The 21,180-nt window shown below is 33.0% G+C and carries 20 protein-coding genes; 8 read left to right on the top strand and 12 right to left on the bottom strand.

Going from position 1 to position 21,180, the window contains the following annotated elements:
- Positions 1 to 789: 789 nt before the first annotated feature.
- Positions 790 to 2,025, bottom strand: coding sequence for an ABC transporter permease (locus B0A66_RS17700; protein WP_089051190.1), 1,236 nt, complete (start codon positions 2,023 to 2,025; stop codon positions 790 to 792).
- A 115-nt stretch (positions 2,026 to 2,140) separates the two neighbouring features.
- Positions 2,141 to 2,635 carry a YkgJ family cysteine cluster protein gene (locus B0A66_RS17705; RefSeq protein ID WP_089051191.1) on the bottom strand — a complete coding sequence of 165 codons (495 nt, stop codon included), beginning with the start codon at positions 2,633 to 2,635 and terminating at the stop codon, positions 2,141 to 2,143.
- Between the two features lie 75 nt (positions 2,636 to 2,710).
- Here B0A66_RS17705 and B0A66_RS17710 point away from each other — a divergent pair, with 75 nt between their 5' ends.
- Both B0A66_RS17710 and B0A66_RS17715 read left to right on the top strand, forming a co-directional pair.
- A complete protein-coding gene (locus B0A66_RS17710; protein WP_089051192.1) occupies positions 2,711 to 3,418 on the top strand; it encodes a class I SAM-dependent methyltransferase in 708 nt (235 codons plus the stop codon).
- Positions 3,419 to 3,435: 17 nt separating this feature from the next.
- Positions 3,436 to 3,981, top strand: coding sequence for a YfiT family bacillithiol transferase (locus tag B0A66_RS17715; protein WP_089051193.1), 546 nt, complete (start codon positions 3,436 to 3,438; stop codon positions 3,979 to 3,981).
- Positions 3,982 to 4,067: 86 nt separating this feature from the next.
- On the opposite strand, the gene B0A66_RS17720 is transcribed toward B0A66_RS17715, so the two are convergent.
- From B0A66_RS17720 to B0A66_RS17755, 8 genes are all read right to left on the bottom strand, one after another.
- Positions 4,068 to 4,700, bottom strand: coding sequence for a 7-carboxy-7-deazaguanine synthase QueE (locus B0A66_RS17720; RefSeq protein WP_089051194.1), 633 nt, complete (start codon positions 4,698 to 4,700; stop codon positions 4,068 to 4,070).
- Between the two features lie 102 nt (positions 4,701 to 4,802).
- Positions 4,803 to 6,470 carry a tetratricopeptide repeat protein gene (locus B0A66_RS17725; RefSeq protein ID WP_089051195.1) on the bottom strand — a complete coding sequence of 556 codons (1,668 nt, stop codon included), beginning with the start codon at positions 6,468 to 6,470 and terminating at the stop codon, positions 4,803 to 4,805.
- 16 nt (positions 6,471 to 6,486) lie between these two features.
- Positions 6,487 to 7,407 carry a PstS family phosphate ABC transporter substrate-binding protein gene (locus tag B0A66_RS17730; protein ID WP_089051196.1) on the bottom strand — a complete coding sequence of 307 codons (921 nt, stop codon included), beginning with the start codon at positions 7,405 to 7,407 and terminating at the stop codon, positions 6,487 to 6,489.
- A gap of 2 nt (positions 7,408 to 7,409) precedes the next feature.
- Positions 7,410 to 7,640 (bottom strand): hypothetical protein, encoded by a 231-nt coding sequence (locus B0A66_RS17735; RefSeq protein ID WP_089051197.1) that lies wholly within the window; start codon positions 7,638 to 7,640, stop codon positions 7,410 to 7,412.
- The gene (locus tag B0A66_RS17740) at positions 7,640 to 8,440 is read right to left on the bottom strand and encodes an energy transducer TonB (RefSeq protein WP_089051198.1); all 801 of its coding nucleotides are present in this window, start codon (positions 8,438 to 8,440) and stop codon (positions 7,640 to 7,642) included. Before B0A66_RS17740 ends, B0A66_RS17735 begins: the two co-directional genes overlap by 1 nt.
- 40 nt (positions 8,441 to 8,480) lie before the next feature.
- The gene (locus B0A66_RS17745) at positions 8,481 to 9,029 is read right to left on the bottom strand and encodes an ExbD/TolR family protein (protein WP_089051199.1); all 549 of its coding nucleotides are present in this window, start codon (positions 9,027 to 9,029) and stop codon (positions 8,481 to 8,483) included.
- A gap of 20 nt (positions 9,030 to 9,049) precedes the next feature.
- Positions 9,050 to 9,676 carry an ExbD/TolR family protein gene (locus B0A66_RS17750; protein WP_089051200.1) on the bottom strand — a complete coding sequence of 209 codons (627 nt, stop codon included), beginning with the start codon at positions 9,674 to 9,676 and terminating at the stop codon, positions 9,050 to 9,052.
- Between the two features lie 57 nt (positions 9,677 to 9,733).
- On the bottom strand, positions 9,734 to 10,555 hold the full coding sequence (locus B0A66_RS17755) for a MotA/TolQ/ExbB proton channel family protein (protein WP_089051201.1): 822 nt from the start codon (positions 10,553 to 10,555) through the stop codon (positions 9,734 to 9,736).
- A gap of 379 nt (positions 10,556 to 10,934) precedes the next feature.
- Here B0A66_RS17755 and B0A66_RS17760 point away from each other — a divergent pair, with 379 nt between their 5' ends.
- Entirely contained in the window at positions 10,935 to 12,452 is a 1,518-nt protein-coding gene (locus B0A66_RS17760; RefSeq protein ID WP_089051202.1) for a helicase HerA-like domain-containing protein, read from the top strand.
- An 88-nt stretch (positions 12,453 to 12,540) separates the two neighbouring features.
- Here the strand turns inward: B0A66_RS17760 and B0A66_RS17765 are convergent, their stop codons facing one another.
- Complete coding sequence (locus B0A66_RS17765; protein ID WP_089051203.1) at positions 12,541 to 13,881, bottom strand: FAD-dependent oxidoreductase; 1,341 nt, start codon at positions 13,879 to 13,881, stop codon at positions 12,541 to 12,543.
- 287 nt (positions 13,882 to 14,168) lie between these two features.
- On the opposite strand from B0A66_RS17765, the gene B0A66_RS17770 reads away from it, so the two are divergent.
- From B0A66_RS17770 to B0A66_RS17785, 4 genes are all read left to right on the top strand, one after another.
- Positions 14,169 to 14,762, top strand: a complete 594-nt coding sequence (locus B0A66_RS17770) for a GNAT family N-acetyltransferase (protein ID WP_089051204.1) — start codon at positions 14,169 to 14,171, stop codon at positions 14,760 to 14,762.
- 74 nt (positions 14,763 to 14,836) lie between these two features.
- Positions 14,837 to 15,181: a hypothetical protein gene (locus B0A66_RS17775; RefSeq protein WP_123868260.1), complete on the top strand. Its 345-nt coding sequence runs from the start codon at positions 14,837 to 14,839 to the stop codon at positions 15,179 to 15,181.
- A gap of 133 nt (positions 15,182 to 15,314) precedes the next feature.
- The gene (locus tag B0A66_RS17780; protein WP_089051206.1) at positions 15,315 to 16,145 is read left to right on the top strand and encodes an alpha/beta fold hydrolase; all 831 of its coding nucleotides are present in this window, start codon (positions 15,315 to 15,317) and stop codon (positions 16,143 to 16,145) included.
- Between the two features lie 266 nt (positions 16,146 to 16,411).
- On the top strand, positions 16,412 to 16,867 hold the full coding sequence (locus B0A66_RS17785; RefSeq protein WP_089051207.1) for a hypothetical protein: 456 nt from the start codon (positions 16,412 to 16,414) through the stop codon (positions 16,865 to 16,867).
- A gap of 140 nt (positions 16,868 to 17,007) precedes the next feature.
- On the opposite strand, the gene B0A66_RS17790 is transcribed toward B0A66_RS17785, so the two are convergent.
- On the bottom strand, positions 17,008 to 19,395 hold the full coding sequence (locus B0A66_RS17790; RefSeq protein WP_089051208.1) for a penicillin acylase family protein: 2,388 nt from the start codon (positions 19,393 to 19,395) through the stop codon (positions 17,008 to 17,010).
- 119 nt (positions 19,396 to 19,514) lie between these two features.
- Here B0A66_RS17790 and B0A66_RS17795 point away from each other — a divergent pair, with 119 nt between their 5' ends.
- Positions 19,515 to 21,086 (top strand): hypothetical protein, encoded by a 1,572-nt coding sequence (locus tag B0A66_RS17795; protein WP_089051209.1) that lies wholly within the window; start codon positions 19,515 to 19,517, stop codon positions 21,084 to 21,086.
- Positions 21,087 to 21,180 lie beyond the last annotated feature (94 nt).

Here is a 21,180-nt window from a genome sequence, read left to right on the forward strand (position 1 = left end):
TTTCAACTTTGATTTAGCTGCTTGTCAGTATTTCAGTGAACGTTTGTCCTTATTGCGGGTGCAAAACTACACCCTTTATTTACATTTACAATACTTTTTATTGCATAATTTACATCTTTTTTAAAACTTTTTCTTAACTCACTGGTAATGCAAAACTTATAATTTCTGCTATTTTAGTAATTGTAGGATTTTTGAGGGGGTCATTTTTGTTTTCGCAATATTTGGGGGTTTAAAACGTGCCGTTTTGTTGGTTTGGCAATGGTTTATCGCTTTTGACTTTGTTTTCCTTTTTTTTCTTTTACTTGTATTGCTCTTATCGTTGGGGTTCTTTTAAATCACGCAGAGGCGCTAAAGCGCTAAGGTTTTTTCTTTTTTTAGCTTTGTGGTGGTGGTATTTGTTTTTTATTGTTGTTGTTGTGTTCTTGCTTTCTTTTAATCACGCGAAGGCGCTAAGACGCAAAGGTTTTTTTCTTCTTTCTATTGTTGTTCTTTGCTACACTGCTGTCCTAGCCCCGATGGGAGTGGAAATCCTTTGACTTTTTGCTGCCAAAAAGACAAAGATTGTAGCAGACAGCGGGAAATAGCTCCTCAAAAATATACCTCTTCCTTATTATATACATTAAACCTAACAGGTTTGGGAAACATCACCGGTTATTGTTATTTATATAATACTTCATACACTACGCTTAGGGAAACCTTGCAGGTTATTATTACTTATATATTAGGTATAAAAAAACCCGAGTCGCTTTTGCAAGCTGTCGGGTCTTTAAAATTTAGACGTTTCTTGAATTAATCGAAACGAATTGCTTTTACTGGAGAAATCTTCGTTATTATATAGGATGGAATTAACAACACTATAAAACAAACTGCAATGGTGAGCAGATTCAGCAGAATAACATAGACCCAATTTATATATACGGGTGCTTGGTTTACGTAGTAGTTTTCAGGATTGAGTTGTATTACTCCAAAATGCTGTTGGATGAGCAATAATGAAATTCCGATTAGGTTGCCCCAAAAAAGTCCTCGTACTATAAGATAGAAGGCGTTGTACAAAAATATTTTACGAACGGACCAGTTATTTGCTCCTACGGCTTTAAGAATACCAATCATTTGTGTTCTTTCTAAAATCAACACTAATAAAGCAACTACCATATTTATGGTGGCTACTATTATCATTACGGCCAGGATAACTATTATATTGAAATCAAAAAGCTGTAGCCAGTCAAAAATATAGCTGTATTTTTCGATTATGGTTTTTGTATCTAAACTTGAAGAGGTTTCTTCATAGATTATATTTCCTGTTTCCTTTATATGATCGAAGTCTTTTACAAAAATCTCGAAAGCCCCAACTTGATCTGCACTCCATTTATTGATTCGCTGAATGTGACGTAAATCTCCAATAATGTAGGTGCTGTCGAAATCCTGAAATCCGGAACTAAATATACCTACGATTTTAAAGCGACGACTGTTTGGCATTTTACCTTGCTCTTCTTTTATGAAGAAGGTATTAAAACTGTCTCCTAGTTTTAGATTAAGTCGGTCTGCAAGAAATTTAGATATTATAACTTCTTCGTTGAGCTGTTTAGAAAAATCAGGAACTCGTCCTTCTACTAAATACTCTTTTATATGTTTCCACGCATAATCTACTCCAACGCCTTTAAAAATGATTCCTTCAAAAGCATTTTCGGTTCTTATTATTCCTGCTTTGCTTGCGACTGCCTGAATGTGACTTACCTCTGGCACTGATTTAAAGTCCGGATAGAAATCCTGCTTTTTTGAAATTGGCACTAAGGTTACTTCTGAGTTATTATTGTCATAATTAGAAATTATAACATGCCCGTTGAAGGCTGAAATTTTTTCTCTAATCTTTTGCTGCAAACCTATTCCCGTAGCAACTGAAACCAACATCATAATAATACCTATTGCAATTGCGGAAATAGCAATTTTTATAATAGGTGCTGAAATACTGCTTTTATAATCTTTTGCAGTAATAAGTCTTTTGGCTATAAAATATTCTAGATTCAATTTTTACGATATATATTATGGTTATTGCAGTTCTTTTGTATCAATCAAAAATACATTTAAATAAACAAAAATGAATTGTTACTCCAAACAATTACGTTTAATTTAGGTTTTGTACTTACAACGGCATTTTCTTTTTCATTTCTTCTACAATATTGAAGGCAGCGGGACATATTGCAACATTTTTTAATGTAAGATCTGAAATCTGATGAAATTTTTTACGATCTGTATGCGGAAACTCTCTGCAGGCTTTTGGACGTACGTCATAAATCATACAATAATTTTCATTGTCCAGAAAAGTACACGGCACACTTTTTAAGACATAATCTTTATCTTCATCAATTCTGAGATATTGATCGATAAACTGCTGGGGCTTTTGTCTGAAAGATTTTGAAATTCGTTCTATATCTGCCAAAGTGAATAGCGGTCCTGTTGTTTTACAGCAATTAGCGCATTGCAGACAATCTGTTTTCTTAAATTCTGCATCATGCAAATCCTGCATTACATAATCTAAATTTTTAGGCTGTTTCTTTTTCAGCTTATCGAAATACTTTTTGTTTTCGATATGCTTATCTTTGGCTAACTTATTTAAGTTATTTAAAATCTGTTTCAAGTTTAAATTTTAAAGTTGACCCGCAAAATTAAACAACTTTGAACTTGAAACCTCAAACTTTGAAAATAAAATACAATGAAAGATCTTTTTGGGAAAGCGATGTACGATTTCCAAACCAATAATTCTCCTGAAAACATCATTACTGAAACTTCTATATCTGAGGAAGACGAAATGAGCGTGGAATATTTATTTCGTTCTTATGCTGAAATGCCTTTACTGGAACAAAAAGCGCTTCAATTGGCTACCGGAAAAACGCTTGATGTAGGTTGCGGAGCCGGAAGTCACAGTTTGTCATTACAAAATGATCGCAATTTGGAAGTTACTTCGATAGATATTTCTGCAAAGGCGATAGAAACTTGTAAACTTCGAGGTGTGAAAAATGCTAAAATTGAAAATATACTAGACTTTGAAGGAGAAAAATTTGATACGATCATTTTATTAATGAATGGTGTTGGAATTTTTGGAAAATTAGAACACTGCAATAAATATCTTTCTAAACTTAAATCGTTACTAAATCCGGGTGGACAAGTTTTACTAGACAGCTCTGACATTATTTATATGTTTGACGAAGATGAAGACGGAGGAAAATGGATTCCGTCTAATAATGATTATTATGGTGAACTTGTTTTCAATATCTCGTATAAAGGAGAAAAGGAAGAATCTTTTGACTGGTTGTATTTAGATTACAACACACTTCAAAATGCTGCTGTTGCAAATGGTTTCAAATGCGAGCTGATTCTTGAAGGTGAACATTATGATTATTTGGCCAAACTTTTGATTTAAAATAAAACTTACCAATCATGGAAACAGCAGCTTTAGAAAAATTGAAGTATCCTATAGGAAAATTTGAATTTCCAAAGGAATACAGCCCGGAATATATTTCGGATAAAATTCGTGAGATCGAATCTTTTCCAACAAGATTAAAACAAGAAACAATTCATTTAACAGATGAACAATTAAACACTCCTTACCGTCCAGAAGGATGGACGGTTCGACAAGTGATTCATCATTGTGCCGAAAGTCATATGAATTGCTACATCAGAATAAAATGGGCATTAACCGAAAATAATCCGATAATAAAACCGTACGACGAAACTCTATGGTCTGAATTACCGGATAATTTAAAAATGCCTATTCAACCTACTTTAACTTTGCTGGAAGGTTTACATTTGAGACTGGCTTATATCATGAGAAATTTATCTGATGAAGATCTTGAAAAATCTTTTATTCACCCTGAAAACAATTCAGAATACAAAATAAAACAATTAATTGGCACATATGCCTGGCATGGCAACCACCATTTAGCGCATATTACTTCTTTAAAAAAATATAAAAATTGGAAATAAAAAGATATGTTTCTTTTTTATACACTGTATATTATTTTATCCTAAAACAAAAAAATCTCTTCGATTGAAGAGATTTTTTTATATCCTTAAGGAATATTTAAATATTTATGTGTTTGCAATGAAACGCGCCATTTTGGGTTGTTCATTACATAATCAACAATAAGCGGTGTCATTTCTTCTTTTTTACTCCATTCTGGCTGAAGAAACAAAATAGCATCTTTATTGACTTGTTCTGCTTGTTCTTCTGCAAAAATAAAGTCGTGTTTATTATGAATAATTACTTTTAACTCGTGCGCATTATCATAAACGGTTTGAGTAGGTAATTTATTTTTTTTAGGAGAAAGACAAATCCAATCCCATGTTCCTGAAAGCGGATAGGCTCCGGAAGTCTCAATATGAACTTTTAAGTTTTTATCTTTCAATTCCTTCGTTAATAAAGTCATGTCCCAAGATAAAGGTTCTCCTCCGGTTACTACAACTGTATCTGCATAGGTCGACGCATTTTTTACAATTAAATCAATACTTGTAGGCGGATGCAATTCAGCATTCCAGCTTTCCTTTACATCACACCAATGGCATCCAACATCACAGCCTCCAATTCGTATAAAGTAAGCAGCTCTTCCTGTATGAAAGCCTTCTCCCTGAATGGTATAAAATTCTTCCATCAAAGGCAACATTGCTCCTTTATTTACTTCTAATTGTATTTCTTTTGCTAACATTATTCTATTTTAAAAGTGCAAAGATAGTCATTTAAATATGGAACATAAAAAAACCGATAGTCCAAAGAACTATCGGTTTATATTTTAATGCAAAAACTTAAATTATTTAAGTGCTTTTACAGATTGTGCAGCGTATGTATTTGCTGGATCTATTGCTAAACTTTTGTTGAAATATTCAACTGCTTTAGCTTTGTCTGTATTTGCATAACTAGCACCAATGCTATTGTAAGCTTCAACAATTTTCTTAGCTGTAGCAGGTTTTGCTAATTCTTCAGCACCTTTAGCTGTAGTTTTTGCAACGTATTCTTCGTAGTTTTTGATAATTAAATCATCTTTCTCTAACAAGTTGTTGATTCTTCCTTTGTATAAGTAAGCTTCATCATATGATGGAGAAGCAACTAAAACATTGTCAAAAGCAATTTCTGCTTTTCCTAATGCTTCAACGTCACGAGTACCAACTGCTTTACCAGCATTTCCGTAATAAACTGAAATACCATAATAAACAAGATCATCTAAATAATTTTTAGATTCTTTGTTAGCTGCTCCAAGTTCAAAAAGAGTTGCTGCTTGTGCGTATTGTTTTTTACCAAACAACGCTTTTCCATAATCAGCCAATTCTTCAACAACTAATGGCTCTAATTCGATTGCTTTTTTGATATCAGCAACACCAGCATCAAAAGCAGCAGGATCTACAACACCTTCAGCATTAGTTCCTTTTTTAATTTTAGCAAAACCTAAATATAAATAATCTCTACCAATTACTTTATTTGTAGGTACTTTGATATAATCCTGGATAGATTTAATTGCTACATCTACGTTTCCGTTTTCGTAAGCTGCATAACCTAAATATCTAAAAATTCTAGGATTTACTTTATCTTCAGCAATCATTTTGTTTGCTACTACTTCAAGATTTTTATAATCTTTAACCAAGATTAAGAAATCAGCATGACGCATTTTTGAATCTAATGAGTAATCTGTAAGACTTAAGTATTTCTCATAGTTGGTAATTGCGTTTTGCATATTAACTTTTGCAGTAGAACTTTTGTTTCTTCCCCATTTGTAATATGTTTCAGCTAATTCTCTGTAAACAGGACCGTAGTTTGCATCTAATGCGATAACTTCATTAAAAGATTTAATCGCTTCATCGTAAGATTTAGCTCCTTTTAATAAAACTCCTAATTGCATTTTTGCTCTCAAAAGTGTTGGATCAGCAGTAAATGCATCACGGTAAGCTTTGTAAGCATCATTTTGATTGTGTGCTCCGTAATAAGCATCACCAATTGCTAAAAGTGCCTGAGCATTTTGTGGCTCGATTGCTAAAGCTTTTTTCAACGTTGTTACTGCAGTTGTATAATCAGGATTTGTAGAATTGATGTAAGCTCTACCAATGTAAATAAATTCATTTACATCTTTACGCTTCATATCTTTTGTAGCTAAACCAAAGTTAGTTTGAGCTCCTGCATTATTTTTACTATCAAGATCTAACTGACCTAAACCAATATAATTTAAGTTTTTCTTATCTGATGCTTCTAATCCATTTAAGTAATAAATTTTAGCAGAATCAACAATTGATTGATTTAAGTATACGTTTCCTAAAACAAAATTTGCTTCACCATCTGATGGTTTTGCTTTGATAATTGATTTTAGTAAAGACTTTGCTTTCTGAAATTGTTCAGCATCGATTGCCTTTTTAGCTTCTTTGATATCTTGCGCATTTGCAACAGAAGCTGAAGCAACTAGGGCAAGACTAAAAATTTTAAATTTATTCATCTTAGTTATAATTAATTTATTCTTTATCGTTAGTAATGCGATTTCTAATTTGTATTTTTCTTCCCGGAGTTTTAAATGGCAATAAGCCAGATTTTAAAACTACTCGTTGTCCTATATCTCCGGCAACGAATGAAGCAAAGCCCATTCCAAGACCAGAATAACCCTGACAATTTATTATAAACAAATCACGTGCCAAAGGATATTTTAATTCTGCAAGATCATTTTGTGTAGGATTATAATAATTATCATCATTTAATCCTTTTACACTTAATACGTTTATTTTACTGATTAATTTAGCAACACTTGCACTTGGCTGTGATAACCAGTTTACTCCCACAACACCAATCATTCCGTCATTTTCAGAAACGAATTTTATTACTTCTTCATTAGTTTTGAATGAGAAAACGCCAGTAGCAGGAATCTCCTTTACTTTTGCTAAATCTTTCATATAACGAACGGTACTTGAATTTGGATTATCAAAAACCAGACCTTTAATTTTCGGATCCCCTTTTCCCTGCATAAAATCAATTACAGATTTTAACGCTATTAAAGTATCATTATTGCTTTTGTTTGCAATCAATGCAACAGCATCTGTTCCAATAGGCGTAATGCGTGGGGTAATTTTAAGCTTTTTAAACTGCTCTTTCTCTTCCTTAGACAGATCTCTAGCTGTTACAACAACTTTCGTTTTTTTATTTAAAAGATCATTTATCAGTTCAGCTTCAGATTTTGTTTTAATTCCAATTTTAGCATCATAAGTACTTTCAAAAACAGCTACCTGATCTTCTATAATTGGCAACAATGTTTCATCAACAGTAATATCGATAGAACCTTTTATGATTGTATCTTTTACCTCTTCATTTTTACTTTTTTGATTGCACATTGCAAACAAAAAAACAAAAACCACTAAACCAAAAACTTTAGCATATTTAAACATGACTATTCATTATTAGAATTGATTAATCTTAAAAAACGAATTGCTGAATATACGATCAGCAAAATCCCAAATGCGTATCTGTAAATTGGATCCATGTTGATTGGTAATTTGTCCCAAAACATAATCATTAATCCCAGTACAAGATATATTAAAAAAAACAGTATTCCTAAAACAAGAAGAAATCGCTCTTTGAGCGATTTCTTCTGAATATTATTAAGTATATCTTTTAACATTATTCTGCAGATTGAATAGTAATAGGAAGAGAGTATAATACCCTAACTTTTTTACCATTTTGCTCGCCGGGAGTCCATTTTGGACATTTTTTAAGAACACGAATTGCTTCTGCTCCTGTACCGTAACCGATATCCCTTAAAACTTTAATGTCGGTTAATGAACCGTCTTTTTCAACTACAAAAGTAACGTAAACTTTACCTTTTAGACCTTCTTCATCCGGAGTCTTATAATTGTTTCCTACGAATTTGTAGAACTTTTCAATTCCTCCAGGGAAATCAGGTTTTACTTCGATACCAGCCGTGTTGTATACGTTGTTATCTTCAGCAATGATCTCTTGAACTGGTCCTTTTCCAACTGGCTCATCAACAGTTAAAACTGCATCAGGATCTCCTTTGATGGTTTCAGATCCAATCTTTTTCTCTTTAAGATCTAAGATTTTTGGCGGCTCCTCAGTGATTTCTTCTGATTTTGCCACAACAGGCTTCACGAACTTCACTTGATCCACTTTTGGTGGAGGTGGTGGAGGTGGCGGCATGTTTGGCTGCACTTCCTGTTTTTTAGGAGGCAACTTTACTGTAGTTATCTTAACATCATTGTTTACTACGTCATCACCAGAATCTGGTAAAATACTAGCAATAAGTGGTGCTGCAACAGCTAAGCTAAAGATAACTGAACCTACGATAAGAGATCTTACTGTAGTTTTAGTATTTGATTTTCTTAACTCATATGCACCGTATATCTTATTGCGTCCTTCGAACACGATATCAAGCCACTGATTTTTAATTATATCTAATTTCATTTTTCTTCATTATTAGGTTATTGACGAAACAAGACAAGTCTTATTTATTCTCTAACAATTCATTTTCTTTAGGAAGAAAATCGTTAACAATAGCATAAGTTTCAACTCCTGTAATTGCCATTTCATCTAAAATGTCTACAAGATTTTTATACTTAGATTTCTTACCTGGCTTGATGATCACAATAATTCCTTTTGCTTTATCTCCAGTATATTCAAGTACAGATTTTTTACGAGCGATTAATTCTTTACGAATTCCGTCTTTCCCATAAGAAATATCTTTAGGACCAGCTATAGGAGAGTCAAGTAATCCCATATAATAAACAAGTTTATTATTTTCCCCCATCATAACGGTCATAGTTCGTTTTTCATCAACTTTTATGTCCTTATTTTTGGTTGGATCTTCATCTTTATCTGGCAAACCTAAACTCATCGATTGAGGTTTTGACAACGTAGTGGTTAACATAAAGAATGTGATCAATAAGAAAGCTAAATCCACCATCGCAGTTAAATCGACTTTAGAGTTCTGCTTTTTACTTCTTACTTTACCACCTTTTCCGCCTCCACCGTCGCCGGTATTTAATTCAGCCATTTAGTGTATATTTTTTTTAATTAAAAATCTTTTCCTCTCATACCTGTAACCAAGTTAAAGGTATTGACTTTTTGATCTTGTAAGATATCCATAATCTTTTTGATTGAAGGATAATCTTGTCTAGCATCACCTTTAATTGCAACCTGCAATTCTTTATCGTCAATATCAATTGTAGCTCTTCTTGAAATTAAAAGCCAATCTTTCAATTGATTATCTAAAGAATCCATTGGAATTCCAGTTTGGTTTGCTTTAGTTCTATCAGCTGATCTCATGTTGATGATTTGTTTCAAATCTGCAACCGGAACACCGAAATCGTCCATTAATGCGAATTTTTCTTTATCCTCTTCTGAAAAAGCTACACCGTATTTTTGTCCCATTCCTTCAAGAGTTTTTTTACGAACTTCTCTACCTCTGATATCAAAAAATACTTTTTCTTTTCCGTCTTTACCTTTACCTATGATGATCGTCGCTAAATCCGTTTCTGGTAATTTAGTCTGAACAGTAGATGAAGGCATATCCACTGGAAGTGCTTCTGGCACTTTAGCAGTAGCGGTCAAAATAAAGAACGTAAGCAAAAGGAACGCAACATCACACATGGCAGTCATATCTGTCGATGCTGACTTTTTTTTCATTTTTATTTTAGCCATTCTCTTTTTATTTTATTTTGATATAATTAATTATAAATTATAAATATCAAAAATTAATTATTGTTTCAAACTTCCTCTGAATCTTCTGTAAGTATTTACAATTGTAGTACCAGCCTCATCGATAGAGTAAGTTAAATCATCAATTTTAGATGTAAAGAAGTTGTAAGCGATAATTGCAAAGATAGATGTTGTAATACCTGTAGCAGTGTTGATAAGTGCCTCAGAGATACCATTTGCAAGAGCAGCTTGGTCAGGAGTTCCAGAAGACGCTAACGCACCAAACGCTTTAATCATACCAGATACAGTTCCTAATAATCCTCCTAATGTTCCTAAAGATACTAAAGCAGAAATGATTGTCATGTTTTTCTCTAACATTGGCATTTCTAATGAAGTAGCCTCTTCAATTTCTTTGTGGATTACTTCTGAAGCTTCTTCACTGTTGAATCCTTCTTTTTTAACGTCTTGGTATTTAATCAAAGCAGATTTAATTGCATTTGCAACTGAACCTTGTTGTTTGTCGCAAGCAGCGATTGCAGCTTCGATGTTTCCTTCTTTAATACTTCCTTGAACGCTTTTCATAAATTTATCTAAGTTAGCTTTTCCAGCTGCTTTTCCGATAACGATGAATCTTTCAATAGAAAACACAACAACCATTAATAGCATACCTAATAAAATTGGTACGATAAATCCTCCGTGATAAACCATCCCTAGTGTATTTAAAGGACGCCCTTCAACAGTTCCACCTTCAAAGTTAGAAGGAGCTCCCATAACGAATTTCCAGATTAACCAACCAACAAAAACACATGCTACAATAATGATTCCTGAAATCATTCCTCCTCCATTCGAAGTGCTTTCTTTTTTAACCTTAACGTTTGCCATTTTTTTTAATTTTAATAGTTTTAAATAATTTTTATTTTTTAGTTATATTTAACTTGTAGAGGAGCAAATTTATACGTTTAGTTTAAATAAAAAAACTTTTTTTAATTTTATTGAAGCAAATTTAACGTCAATTTAAAAAATATCTCATTAATTTGCTGAAATCATTTTTTAAATAAGACAAAAATCAGGTCTAATAATGGGAAAATTACAACGTTTTAGTAAATATTCAAACATTCTGTTGATATCTTCTTAAAATGTTGCGAATTTTTTTTTCGTTAGATTTTCATCATAAAAAAGCTTTTTCCTACTAAAAAAACAACGTAAAATTGTTAAAATACAATATATAACTCTTATAATCATCTAAAATACAAATAATAACATGAATAAAAAAGATAATTTCATTCAAGATATCAATAAAGGTTATTTATCTAAAGGTGAGAGTATAATTTTAGGAGGCGCAATCCTCGATGGTGAAGCAGTTGCTGAGGCACATGTAAAGATTCCTTTAAAAACTTTAAATCGTCATGGATTAATCGCAGGTGCTACTGGTACCGGAAAGACAAAAACAATTCAGGTATTTTCAGAACAATTGTCTGCTGCAGGAATTCCAGTTCTAATGATGGACATAAAAGGAGATTTTAGCGGAATCGCAAAAGAAGGAAAAGAAGAAGGTTTTATTACTGAACGTCACTCTAAAATAAATCTACCTTTTACAGCAAGCGCATTTCCTGTTGAACTAATGTCTTTGTCCAAACAAAACGGTGTTCGCTTACGTGCTACTGTTTCTGAATTTGGTCCTGTTTTATTCTCGAGAATATTAGCATTAAATGATACGCAAGCTGGTGTTGTGTCTGTTATCTTCAAATATTGCGACGACAATCAAATGCCGTTACTAGATCTAAAAGACATTAAAAAAGTCATCAATTATATTACCGAAGAAGGAAAAGACGAAATCACAGCCAGCTACGGAAAAATCTCAACAGCAACTACCGGAACTATCCTCCGAAAAATAATCGAATTAGAACAACAAGGCGCTGACTTGTTTTTTGGTGAAAAGTCTTTTGAAATAGACGATTTACTTCGTATTGACGAAAACGGAAAAGGATACGTTAATATTATACGTTTAACGGATATACAAGATAAGCCAAAACTATTCTCTACTTTCATGTTAAGTTTACTGGCTGAAATTTACCAGACAATGCCGGAAAAAGGCGATGCTGAGCAACCAGAGTTGGTGATTTTTATAGACGAAGCACATTTAATTTTTAGTGAAGCCAGTAAAGTACTTCTGGATCAGATTGAAACTATTGTAAAGTTAATTCGTTCTAAAGGTGTCGGTGTTTATTTTGTAACGCAAAATCCAATGGATGTTCCGAGTGGTGTTTTGGCACAATTAGGATTAAAAATTCAGCATGCCCTAAGAGCTTTTACAGCCAATGACCGACAAGCGATTAAAAAAACGGCTGATAACTACCCTACTTCACAATATTATAAAACAGATGAGTTGCTTACCAATTTAGGAATTGGAGAAGCATTAGTCACGGCACTAAATGAAAAAGGGATTCCAACACCATTAGTAGCGACCATGATGCGTGCACCCATGAGCAGAATGGACATTTTATCTGCTGAAGAAATCGAAAGCATCAACAATCAGTCGAAATTAGTTAAAAAGTACGCTGAAGAAATTGATCGTGAAAGTGCTTATGAAATACTGAATAAAAAAATAGCGGACGCCGCACAAGAAAGCGCCGAACGCGAAGAGCAGGCTCCTAAAAAAGCAACAAAAGCAGAATCTACCGTTACAAGCGAGGTTACAAAATCTGTTTTAAAAGTGGTAACAAGCGCTACCTTTATTAGAGGTGTTTTTGGTATGTTATCTAAAGTCCTTAAAAAATAACACGATTTCACTACAAACAAAAAATCAATATCAATTTACAATCTTATAAACTGTAAATTGATATTGATTTTATAATTATAACGAAGAATTATTTATTTAATAATTCTAAGATTTTATTATCTATTTCGGGAGTATTCCAGATATTTTCGATGTTCTCTATTTTCAAAATCTCTTCCATAATTCCGTTCTGAAAATCTCCTATCGCCAAAGCTTCGGCATAAGGACGATCACTAAACGTTACACGACTGTACAACGGAATCCATTTTTCAGGATATTTATCAGAGAATGCTTTTTCAATTTTCTTTTGCAGTAAAAACTTCTCATCTGCCGTTTTGGTACTCATTTCCATGAAATTTCGATACGAAAGCTCCGCAATAGCATCGGCATTTGGCTTGCGTGAAATTTGATATTCAGAGAAAATCTTTTTCCAGTCGTCACCATATTTTTCGATCATTTCATACAAAACCGAAATATCTTCAAAACCGGCATTCATACCTTGTCCGTAAAACGGAACAATTGCATGACAAGCATCGCCAATCAAAGCAATTTTATCTTCATAAGTCCACGGAAAACATTTCATGGTTACCAAAGTACTCGTTGGATTTTTGAAAAAATCTTCTGCCAATTTCGGAATCACTTCAATCGAATCCGGAAAGTTCTTCTCGAAGAAATCTTCTACCATTTTACGATCTGTTAGCGAAGCAAATGAATTTTCACCTTCAAAAGGCATAAATAAGGTACATGTAAAACTGCCATCTAAATTAGGTAAGGCGATTAGCATGTATTCTCCGCGTGGCCAAATGTGAAAAGAATTCTTATCTAATTTATGTGTAGCATCAGCATTTGCCGGAATATTCAATTCTTTATACCCCATGTTCAAAAATTCCTGCGAATAATTAAACATACTCTGACGCTGCATTCTGTGACGAATTCTGGAAAACGCACCATCGGCTCCAAAAACCATGTCGTACTTTTTCTCCTCCCACTCGCCTCTTTCCGACTCACCAATATGCAAAGTTGCATCACTAAGCGTTACGTCCCATATTTTCTGTTCAAAATAAAAAACAGTTCCGGCTTGTTCCGCAAGTTCAATCATCTTACGATTCAATGTACCACGCGAAATCGAATAAATAGATTCTCCTTCTTGTCCATAATTCTGAAAATTCAGTTTATCGACCAAATGAATCGCGCGTTTATCCATCGGAATGGCAATTTCGCGCACCGCATCGCCAACGCCAACACCATCCAGTGCTTTCCAGCCCCGATTTGACATTGCCAAATTAATGGAGCGTCCCGAAAAATTTATTTTGCGAATATCAGGGCTACGATCATAAACATGAACGGTGTGACCTGCTTTTTTAAGATAAATTGCCAATAGCGATCCCACTAATCCGGAACCCACAATAGCAATTTTAAGTGAAGTTTGCATCAAAAAAATTCTAAAGTATAGATCGTAAAAATAAGTAATAAATAAACAAAACCTTAAAAATAAAACAATTATTTCCCTATCAGAGCCTTTATTGTCTTGGCATGACCCGCAGAAAAAGCGGGTCGGGCTTTCGGCTATATCTTTTATTCCGTTTCTCTCCATAAAAGGATACCGCCTCTATCCCTCATGCGACACTTGTTTTCCTAACAAAATTTCATTTTAATGAATTTATTTAAAATTTCTAAAGAACTATTTTCGCTTAAACAGAAAAACATCAAACAATACCAATGAAAAGCGAATTATTACAATCAAATATTATCTTAGAAAACGAAAAAGTTTTATTACTCCCTTTTGAGAACGAAAGAAACATCGAACTCAAAGAAATTATTTTTGATAATGAAATCTGGAAATATATGGGCATGTACGTGCGTACTGAAACTGACTTTGAAAATTACATTCAAAATACTTTAAAACAAAAGGCTGATGGAATATGTTATCCATTTCTAATTATAGATAAAGCTACAAACAAAGTAGCGGGAAGTACACGTTATGGATATCTAAATCATGCAAGTCAAAAATGCGAAATAGGCTGGACTTGGTATGGAACGGCATTTCAGGGAACAGGTTTAAATAAAGCTTGCAAGTACGAACTAATAAATTTTGGTTTCGAAAACATTGAATTTAGGAGAATACAATTCAGTGCCGATCTTGAAAACAAAAAATCGCAAAGAGCAATTGAAAAACTGGGTGCTGTAAAAGAAGGGATCTTTAGAAATAATTATGTTGATGCCGAAGGAAAAAGTAAGGATGATGTTTATTATAGTTTTATCTTAGAGGAATGGAAATCTATTAAACCGGAATATTTTTCTGAGTTTTTATAAAATACTATTTTATCTTTAGGCTGTAATTACTTCGTAAAGTAAAATTATTCCTCAAGACAAATATTATGACCAAAATGAGTTTCAAAATATTATCCTTCTTTGCAATTTTTTTTTCTTGTCAAAAAACAGTTCCTAAGCAGTTTAAAGAATCAGATAATACCGCTGTATTTACAACCAAATATGTAGTCTACGAAAATAAAGAAATCACAACGGTCTATCATTTTAAGGAAGATGGTACTTGGCAATTTAGTAGTAATGATAAAGTTGAAAATTTTGAAGACGTGGTTATGATAGTTGCAATTAAGCAAATTGTAAAAAGAGATAAAACTATACTTGAAATAGCAGATTTACCATTAGGTTTTGTTGCTCACAGAAACTCCAAAAAAGAAAAGTGGACAATTCAAAAAATAAAAAATTAAACAACTCAAATCTGCTAAGACTTAGTTTACTTGTATTTTATTTAATCAAACTGAAACAAAACACAAATTCTGTCGTCTAATAACATATAGGATGACGAATCATCATCATCTTTTCTAATCAATTAACCAAACCATGAAAAAACCAATTCTATTATTACTGCTTTTATTGCTAAACATCGGAAATATAGCGGCGCAATCAGCACCTGTTAAATATGGAGATAACAAAGAGGCCGGACATTTCAAACAAATCAACGGAATCCAAATGTATTATGAAGTTTATGGAAGTGGAAAACCATTAGTTTTACTTCACGGAAATGGAGGTTCGATTAGAAGTCAGGGAAACCGAATCGAATATTTCAAACAATTTTTTCAGGTGATAGCCATTGACAGCAGAGCGCACGGGAAATCGGTTGATAATTCTCCAACTCCATTGACCTATAAGCAAATGGCAAATGATGTGAGCACATTATTAGATTCTTTGCAAATTAAAAACGCATATATCTGGGGTCAGAGCGATGGTGGTATTTTAGGTTTATTGCTTGCCATTAATCATCCTGATAAAACAGAGCGAGTTGCGGTTTTTGGTGCTAATACAGTTCCCGGAAAAAAAGCCGTTTATGATGAAATAGACAAATTAGTTGTGGATACTTTAAAAGCTACAAAAGATCCTCATACCAAAAAACTTTACACTTTGCTTGATAAAGAACCCAACATTACAGACAAAGATCTGCAAAAGATAAAATGTCCAATTTTGGTTATGACAGGAGATCGTGACGCTATTCGATTAGAACATTCGATCAGAATTTTTAATAACATCCCAAATTCTAACCTTTTTGTAATGCCGGGAGCGACTCATTTTGGTTCGTATGAAAAACCGGAACTTTTTAATTTAGTACTCCTAAACTTTTTTAATCAGCCGTTTACAAAAACCTCAACATACGAGAAATTTACTCAAAAGAAATAAATTGCTCCGTTTTGAGTTTACTTGCGAGAAAAGTAAAACAAAATGAATCCAGACGTAAAAAATCGAGAAAGAACAAATACTTTATCTAACTCCAATAGTGTCAATTGAAAAATTGTGCGATTGGAGTTTTTTTTATGAAAGTCAATTTTGAAGAAAGTTTTACAATAAATTATACTATTTTAGCCGTTCCCAAAAAAAAATAATTTAAAGCTCCCAAAATAAATCAGTTTGCATCATAAAAGTTGCAGATATTTAAAGTTTAACCTATGAAAAAACACTACTTTTTTATTCTATTATTGTTACTGTTTGTTCCTGCTATTTGTGTTTCTCAAACTTCTACAGCGGCACCAATGCCTTCACAACAAAACACGATTATCGTTAATAAAATTATCGATGCTACCAATTACAAAACTTATTTTGTTGATTATTGTTTAAGTAAAGTAAACCAGGCAGCTTCTAAAGAAAAATGGAATGCTAAAAAAACTGCTGAAATCTCAGAGACCATAAACTTTAGAAATTTTAGAGATGCAGTTTACAATATGTTTGCATTCTACAACGAAGTAGAATTAGAAACACTTCTAAAAACATACGAGAAAGACGCTGCTTATCAATCAAAAAATGTAATGACAACCAACAAAGTACTTCATAACAATCTTGACATTTATGCCAAAGATATAGTGACAGGAAGATATTTAATGGCGGAGAAAGATTCTGAATTTTAGATTGTTGATTTTAGATTTTAGATTTTAGATTTTAGATTTTTTCTAAATCTTTACTCTCCCTAGACCTAAAAATATAAAAAGCGGTTTCTGATTTTCAGAAACCGCTTTTTATATGATGACTAATCAAACCATACTTTTGCTTACGCTTTTGGTTTGAAAACTAATTTAGTCGACGTTTTTATGATTTCGTCTTTATTCAATTTCATTTTTCTAAATTTTCCAGCATTGTACAACTCAGCCTGATCTTTGTAATGTTTACTGAAAGGATTTCCGGATTGTCCGGTTGGTAAAATACTTATACTATTTTCTATATCTGAAAAATCAACAATTCTTCTAGTCGAAGGTCCGCCTTTTACGTAATACTTTCCTTCATTGGTTAGACCAAAAAACAAATTGTTTATTACTTCATTTGATCCCGGTGAAGCAAATGGACCAACATTAAATAAACCGCGAAGTGCAGCCACTTTTCCTAACGGATGCTCGTGCTCAAGAGTATGAACTTCTCCCCATTTCCAATCTGCAGTTTTATTTCCTAATTGTTTTTGAAGTGCTACAACAGTCTGATGAAATGATTTTGCAACAATATCTTTTCTCGTTTCTTTTACATTTTTTGTTTTGATATTATCCCACCAAACTGAGTTTTCATTCTTAATTTGATTGGCTATAACTTGCTTGCCAAGAGAAATTCCTAAAAACAAATTAAAATTATCTTCCCCCATTTCATCTTCAAAAGTATGTTTCAGATATAAATACACCCATTTATTGTAAATCGTTGGTGCCACATCATCCAGATTGTTTGTGCCTTTCCAGGATTGTAAAATTTGTACAGCTTCTTTTTCTGCTGCTGAAATAGTATTAACATCAATATTAGAAACTAAATGCTGCACTACGTCAACCGCAACTTCAGATGTGTTGTCATAAATCATTTTGCTTATTGCTTCTTTGTTCCAATCTGATTTGGCATCCATCAAACCAGAAATTCTTTTGGCACGATCTTCCGGTAAATAATAACCCGGATACAAATAACCATCTACCGCTTCCGGCTGATTATTGGCAGAATACACATAACCCCATTTTGGATTCTCGGACGAAGGATTTTTTGAAAAATCTAAATACTCCACAATATCATCCTTACCTGTTGAACCATCCAGAATCAAATGCGAATTGACACCTTTGTTATGCTTATACAATTTTCCTGTTGCCCACCAGGCTACATTACCTTTAGCATCGCCATACATAACATTCAATCCCGGTGCGGCAACTAACTGAACTGCTTTCCTGAAATCATTTTTATTTTTAGCATGCGAAAGTCCGTAAACAGCATCTAAAATCTGAATGGGCTGCTGGGTATAAATCCAAGACATTGCAATTGGATTTTTGCGATCTAAACGCTCCAATAAATCGTTCATAATTGGTCCGTGTCTGCTTGATTTTAAAGTCAAAACAACATCTGAACTGTCTTTTACTTTTATAGTTTTCTTTCTGGTTTCATAAGTACTAAAACCATTTGGCGTCTGATATTGATTTGAATCTCCCGGCTTATTCTTTTCCTGATAAAAGTCGATATCATCATTTTCAAACATGGTTAATCCATAGGCGTAATCGCGATTGTGTGCCAATAATGGAAATGGTGTTCCTGCCAAATAACATCCGTATAACTCTTGTTCAGGAGTAACTATATGTGCTTCGTACCATGTTGCGGGCTGCGAAAAACCAATGTGCGGATCGTTAGCAAAAATAACTTTTCCGGTTTTTGTTTTATTGGGTCCTGCTACCCAGCTATTGCTTCCTACAAAGGGCGGAATTGGCGATTTATCCAGCAAAGCCGCTACAGATTTTGCAATTGCAGTATACTCTTCTGTATTTTCTTTCGAACTTTTAATTTGTGTGGTGTTAAACTCACCTTCTATTCCTAAATCTTTTAGATATGTTGCTCCGTATTTATTTCTAATGTCGGTGAGTAATGGATCTGTTTTTTGTGCCATCGCAAAACTAAATGACATGTAACCAAAAATATTATACACATCTTTGATCGTAAATTTTTCTTTTTTGACACCAACCAAGGTAAATTCTATTGGCGTTACGCCTTCCTCTAAATACTGATTGATACCGTCTAAATACGCCATTGTCAATTTATAACTCGGGCTATTTTTATCTAATTGGGCAATGGCTTTCGCCGAAGCTTCTTCGATTCCTATTCCTGAGAAAAATTTGTCGTTTTTTAGTGCAACCGAACCAAAGATCGCAGATAGTTTTCCCGGTGCGATTCTGCGAAGCAATTCCATTTGCCATAATCTTTCCTGCGCATGCACATACCCCAAAGCAGTCATAGCATCTTTTTCTGAATTGGCATAAATATGAGGCACTCCAAAATCATCAAAATAAACGGTGGTTTCCTTTTCTATATTTTTTAAGGATAATGATCCTTCGTATTTAGGCTTCAAATGAAAAATATAAGCACACAAACCTATTCCAAGGATAACAATAAAAACCAACAGAATCAGGAGGATTTTTTTAATCTTTCTCATATTTAAATAATAAACAAATAGACAATTTTATAGTGATGCAGATGTAACTTAAACATAAAATCATGTAAAGAACAACATCTTTAAAACCTTAAATTTATACATTAAAACCAATATCATACATGTCAATTTACAAAAAAATAGCAATCGGTATAATTTCGCTGTTCGTTTTTGTGATTTTAGTTAATATCGGACTAAATATCTGGATTAAAAACAAACTGCCAAATATCATTCATAAGCAAAACAAAACTGCTTATCATATTAATTACGAAAAAATTGAGGTTGCTCTAATTTCCAGAAACATCTATATAAGTACTTTATTGGTTCATCCAAAAGAGCAGCCCACAAAGCAAGCCGCAAACGACAGTACCAAAACCGGAATTTATGCTAAAATTAAATCGGTAACGATCAAGCATTTTAACGTTTGGGATATTGTATTTCGCGATGTCATTCAGGCTGAAAGTGTTGTGATAGATCAGCCAAAAGTTATTTTATATAAAAAAAATGATAAGCTCGTTAATAACAGCAAAAGCATAAAAACTGAAATTATTGAACCTTTTAGAAAGGTTATTGCTGTTTCTAACATTTACCTCAACGGCGGAAGCATTGATGTTGTTTCTCTACAAAACAAACCTATCTTAAACGTCAAAAATCTTATTCTAAAACTAGAAGGTATTCTAATTACAGACGCAACACTAAAAGAAAAGATTCCATTTCAATATAAAAAGTATGTTTTAATTTGCGACAGCTTGTATTATAAACCAAGTCCATTCTACGATATTAGTATTGCTAAAATCAGCACTGAAAACAATTTTTTGAAAGTTAAAAAATTTGCTCTTTTACCTTCTTATGATCGTAAAACGTTTATAAAGCAACTTGAAAAAGAGAAGGATATTTACACCATAAAACTAGACTCTGCCAGCATAAATACTATGAAATGGGGTTTTAAGAACAATACTTTTTTCTTCAAAGCTTCATCTCTGGTTATGGATCATGCCGATGCAAATATTTATCGCAGCAAAATGCCGACAGATGATTTAAGCAAAAAATACCTGTACAATCATTTGTTAAGAAAAATCAAGTTCCCGTTGCAGATTGACACGCTGCAGGTTCGAAAATCAAAATTGGTTTACGAAGAAGAAATTGATTTCTCGAAAGGTCCAGGCATCTTGATTTTTGATAATTTCAATCTACAGACAAATCGCATTCAGAGTGGTTTTGGATTAAAAAAAGCGGATGATGTAAAAATAAACATCGATTGCCAATTTATGAAAGTCTCGCCTATGCATGTTAATTGGAATTTTAACGTACTCGATTTAAAAGACAGTTTTCATATTCAGGGAACTATTTCAAACTTTGATGTTGCAGCTCTTGCTAAATTTACCAAGCCCTATATAAACACAACTTTTACGGGAAAATTTCAAAAGTATCATTTCAATTTTTATGGAAATGATAACATTTCGAAAGGAAATGCGTCATTGGATTATGATGATTTAAAAGTGAAGCTTTATAAAAAGAAAAAACCGGAGAAAGAAGCGAAATTGAAAAGTGCAATTGCCAATTTACTGATAAAAAATGATTCTGATGATAAGAGCAAAACTGCCGACGTTGAACTAAAACGAATCGAAGAAAAATCATTTTATAATTTTCTTTGGAGAAGTATAGCAGAATCTTTAAAGAAAATTTTAATCTAACGCCTTTGTAATTACCTGTATTGCTGTTTCTGAATTTGAAATCTAAAACCCTGATATTTATCAGGTTTTGAAAAGTTTATTTTTTGAAAATTTG

The organism is Flavobacterium hercynium, assembly GCF_002217285.1.
Lineage (GTDB): Bacteria > Bacteroidota > Bacteroidia > Flavobacteriales > Flavobacteriaceae > Flavobacterium > Flavobacterium hercynium.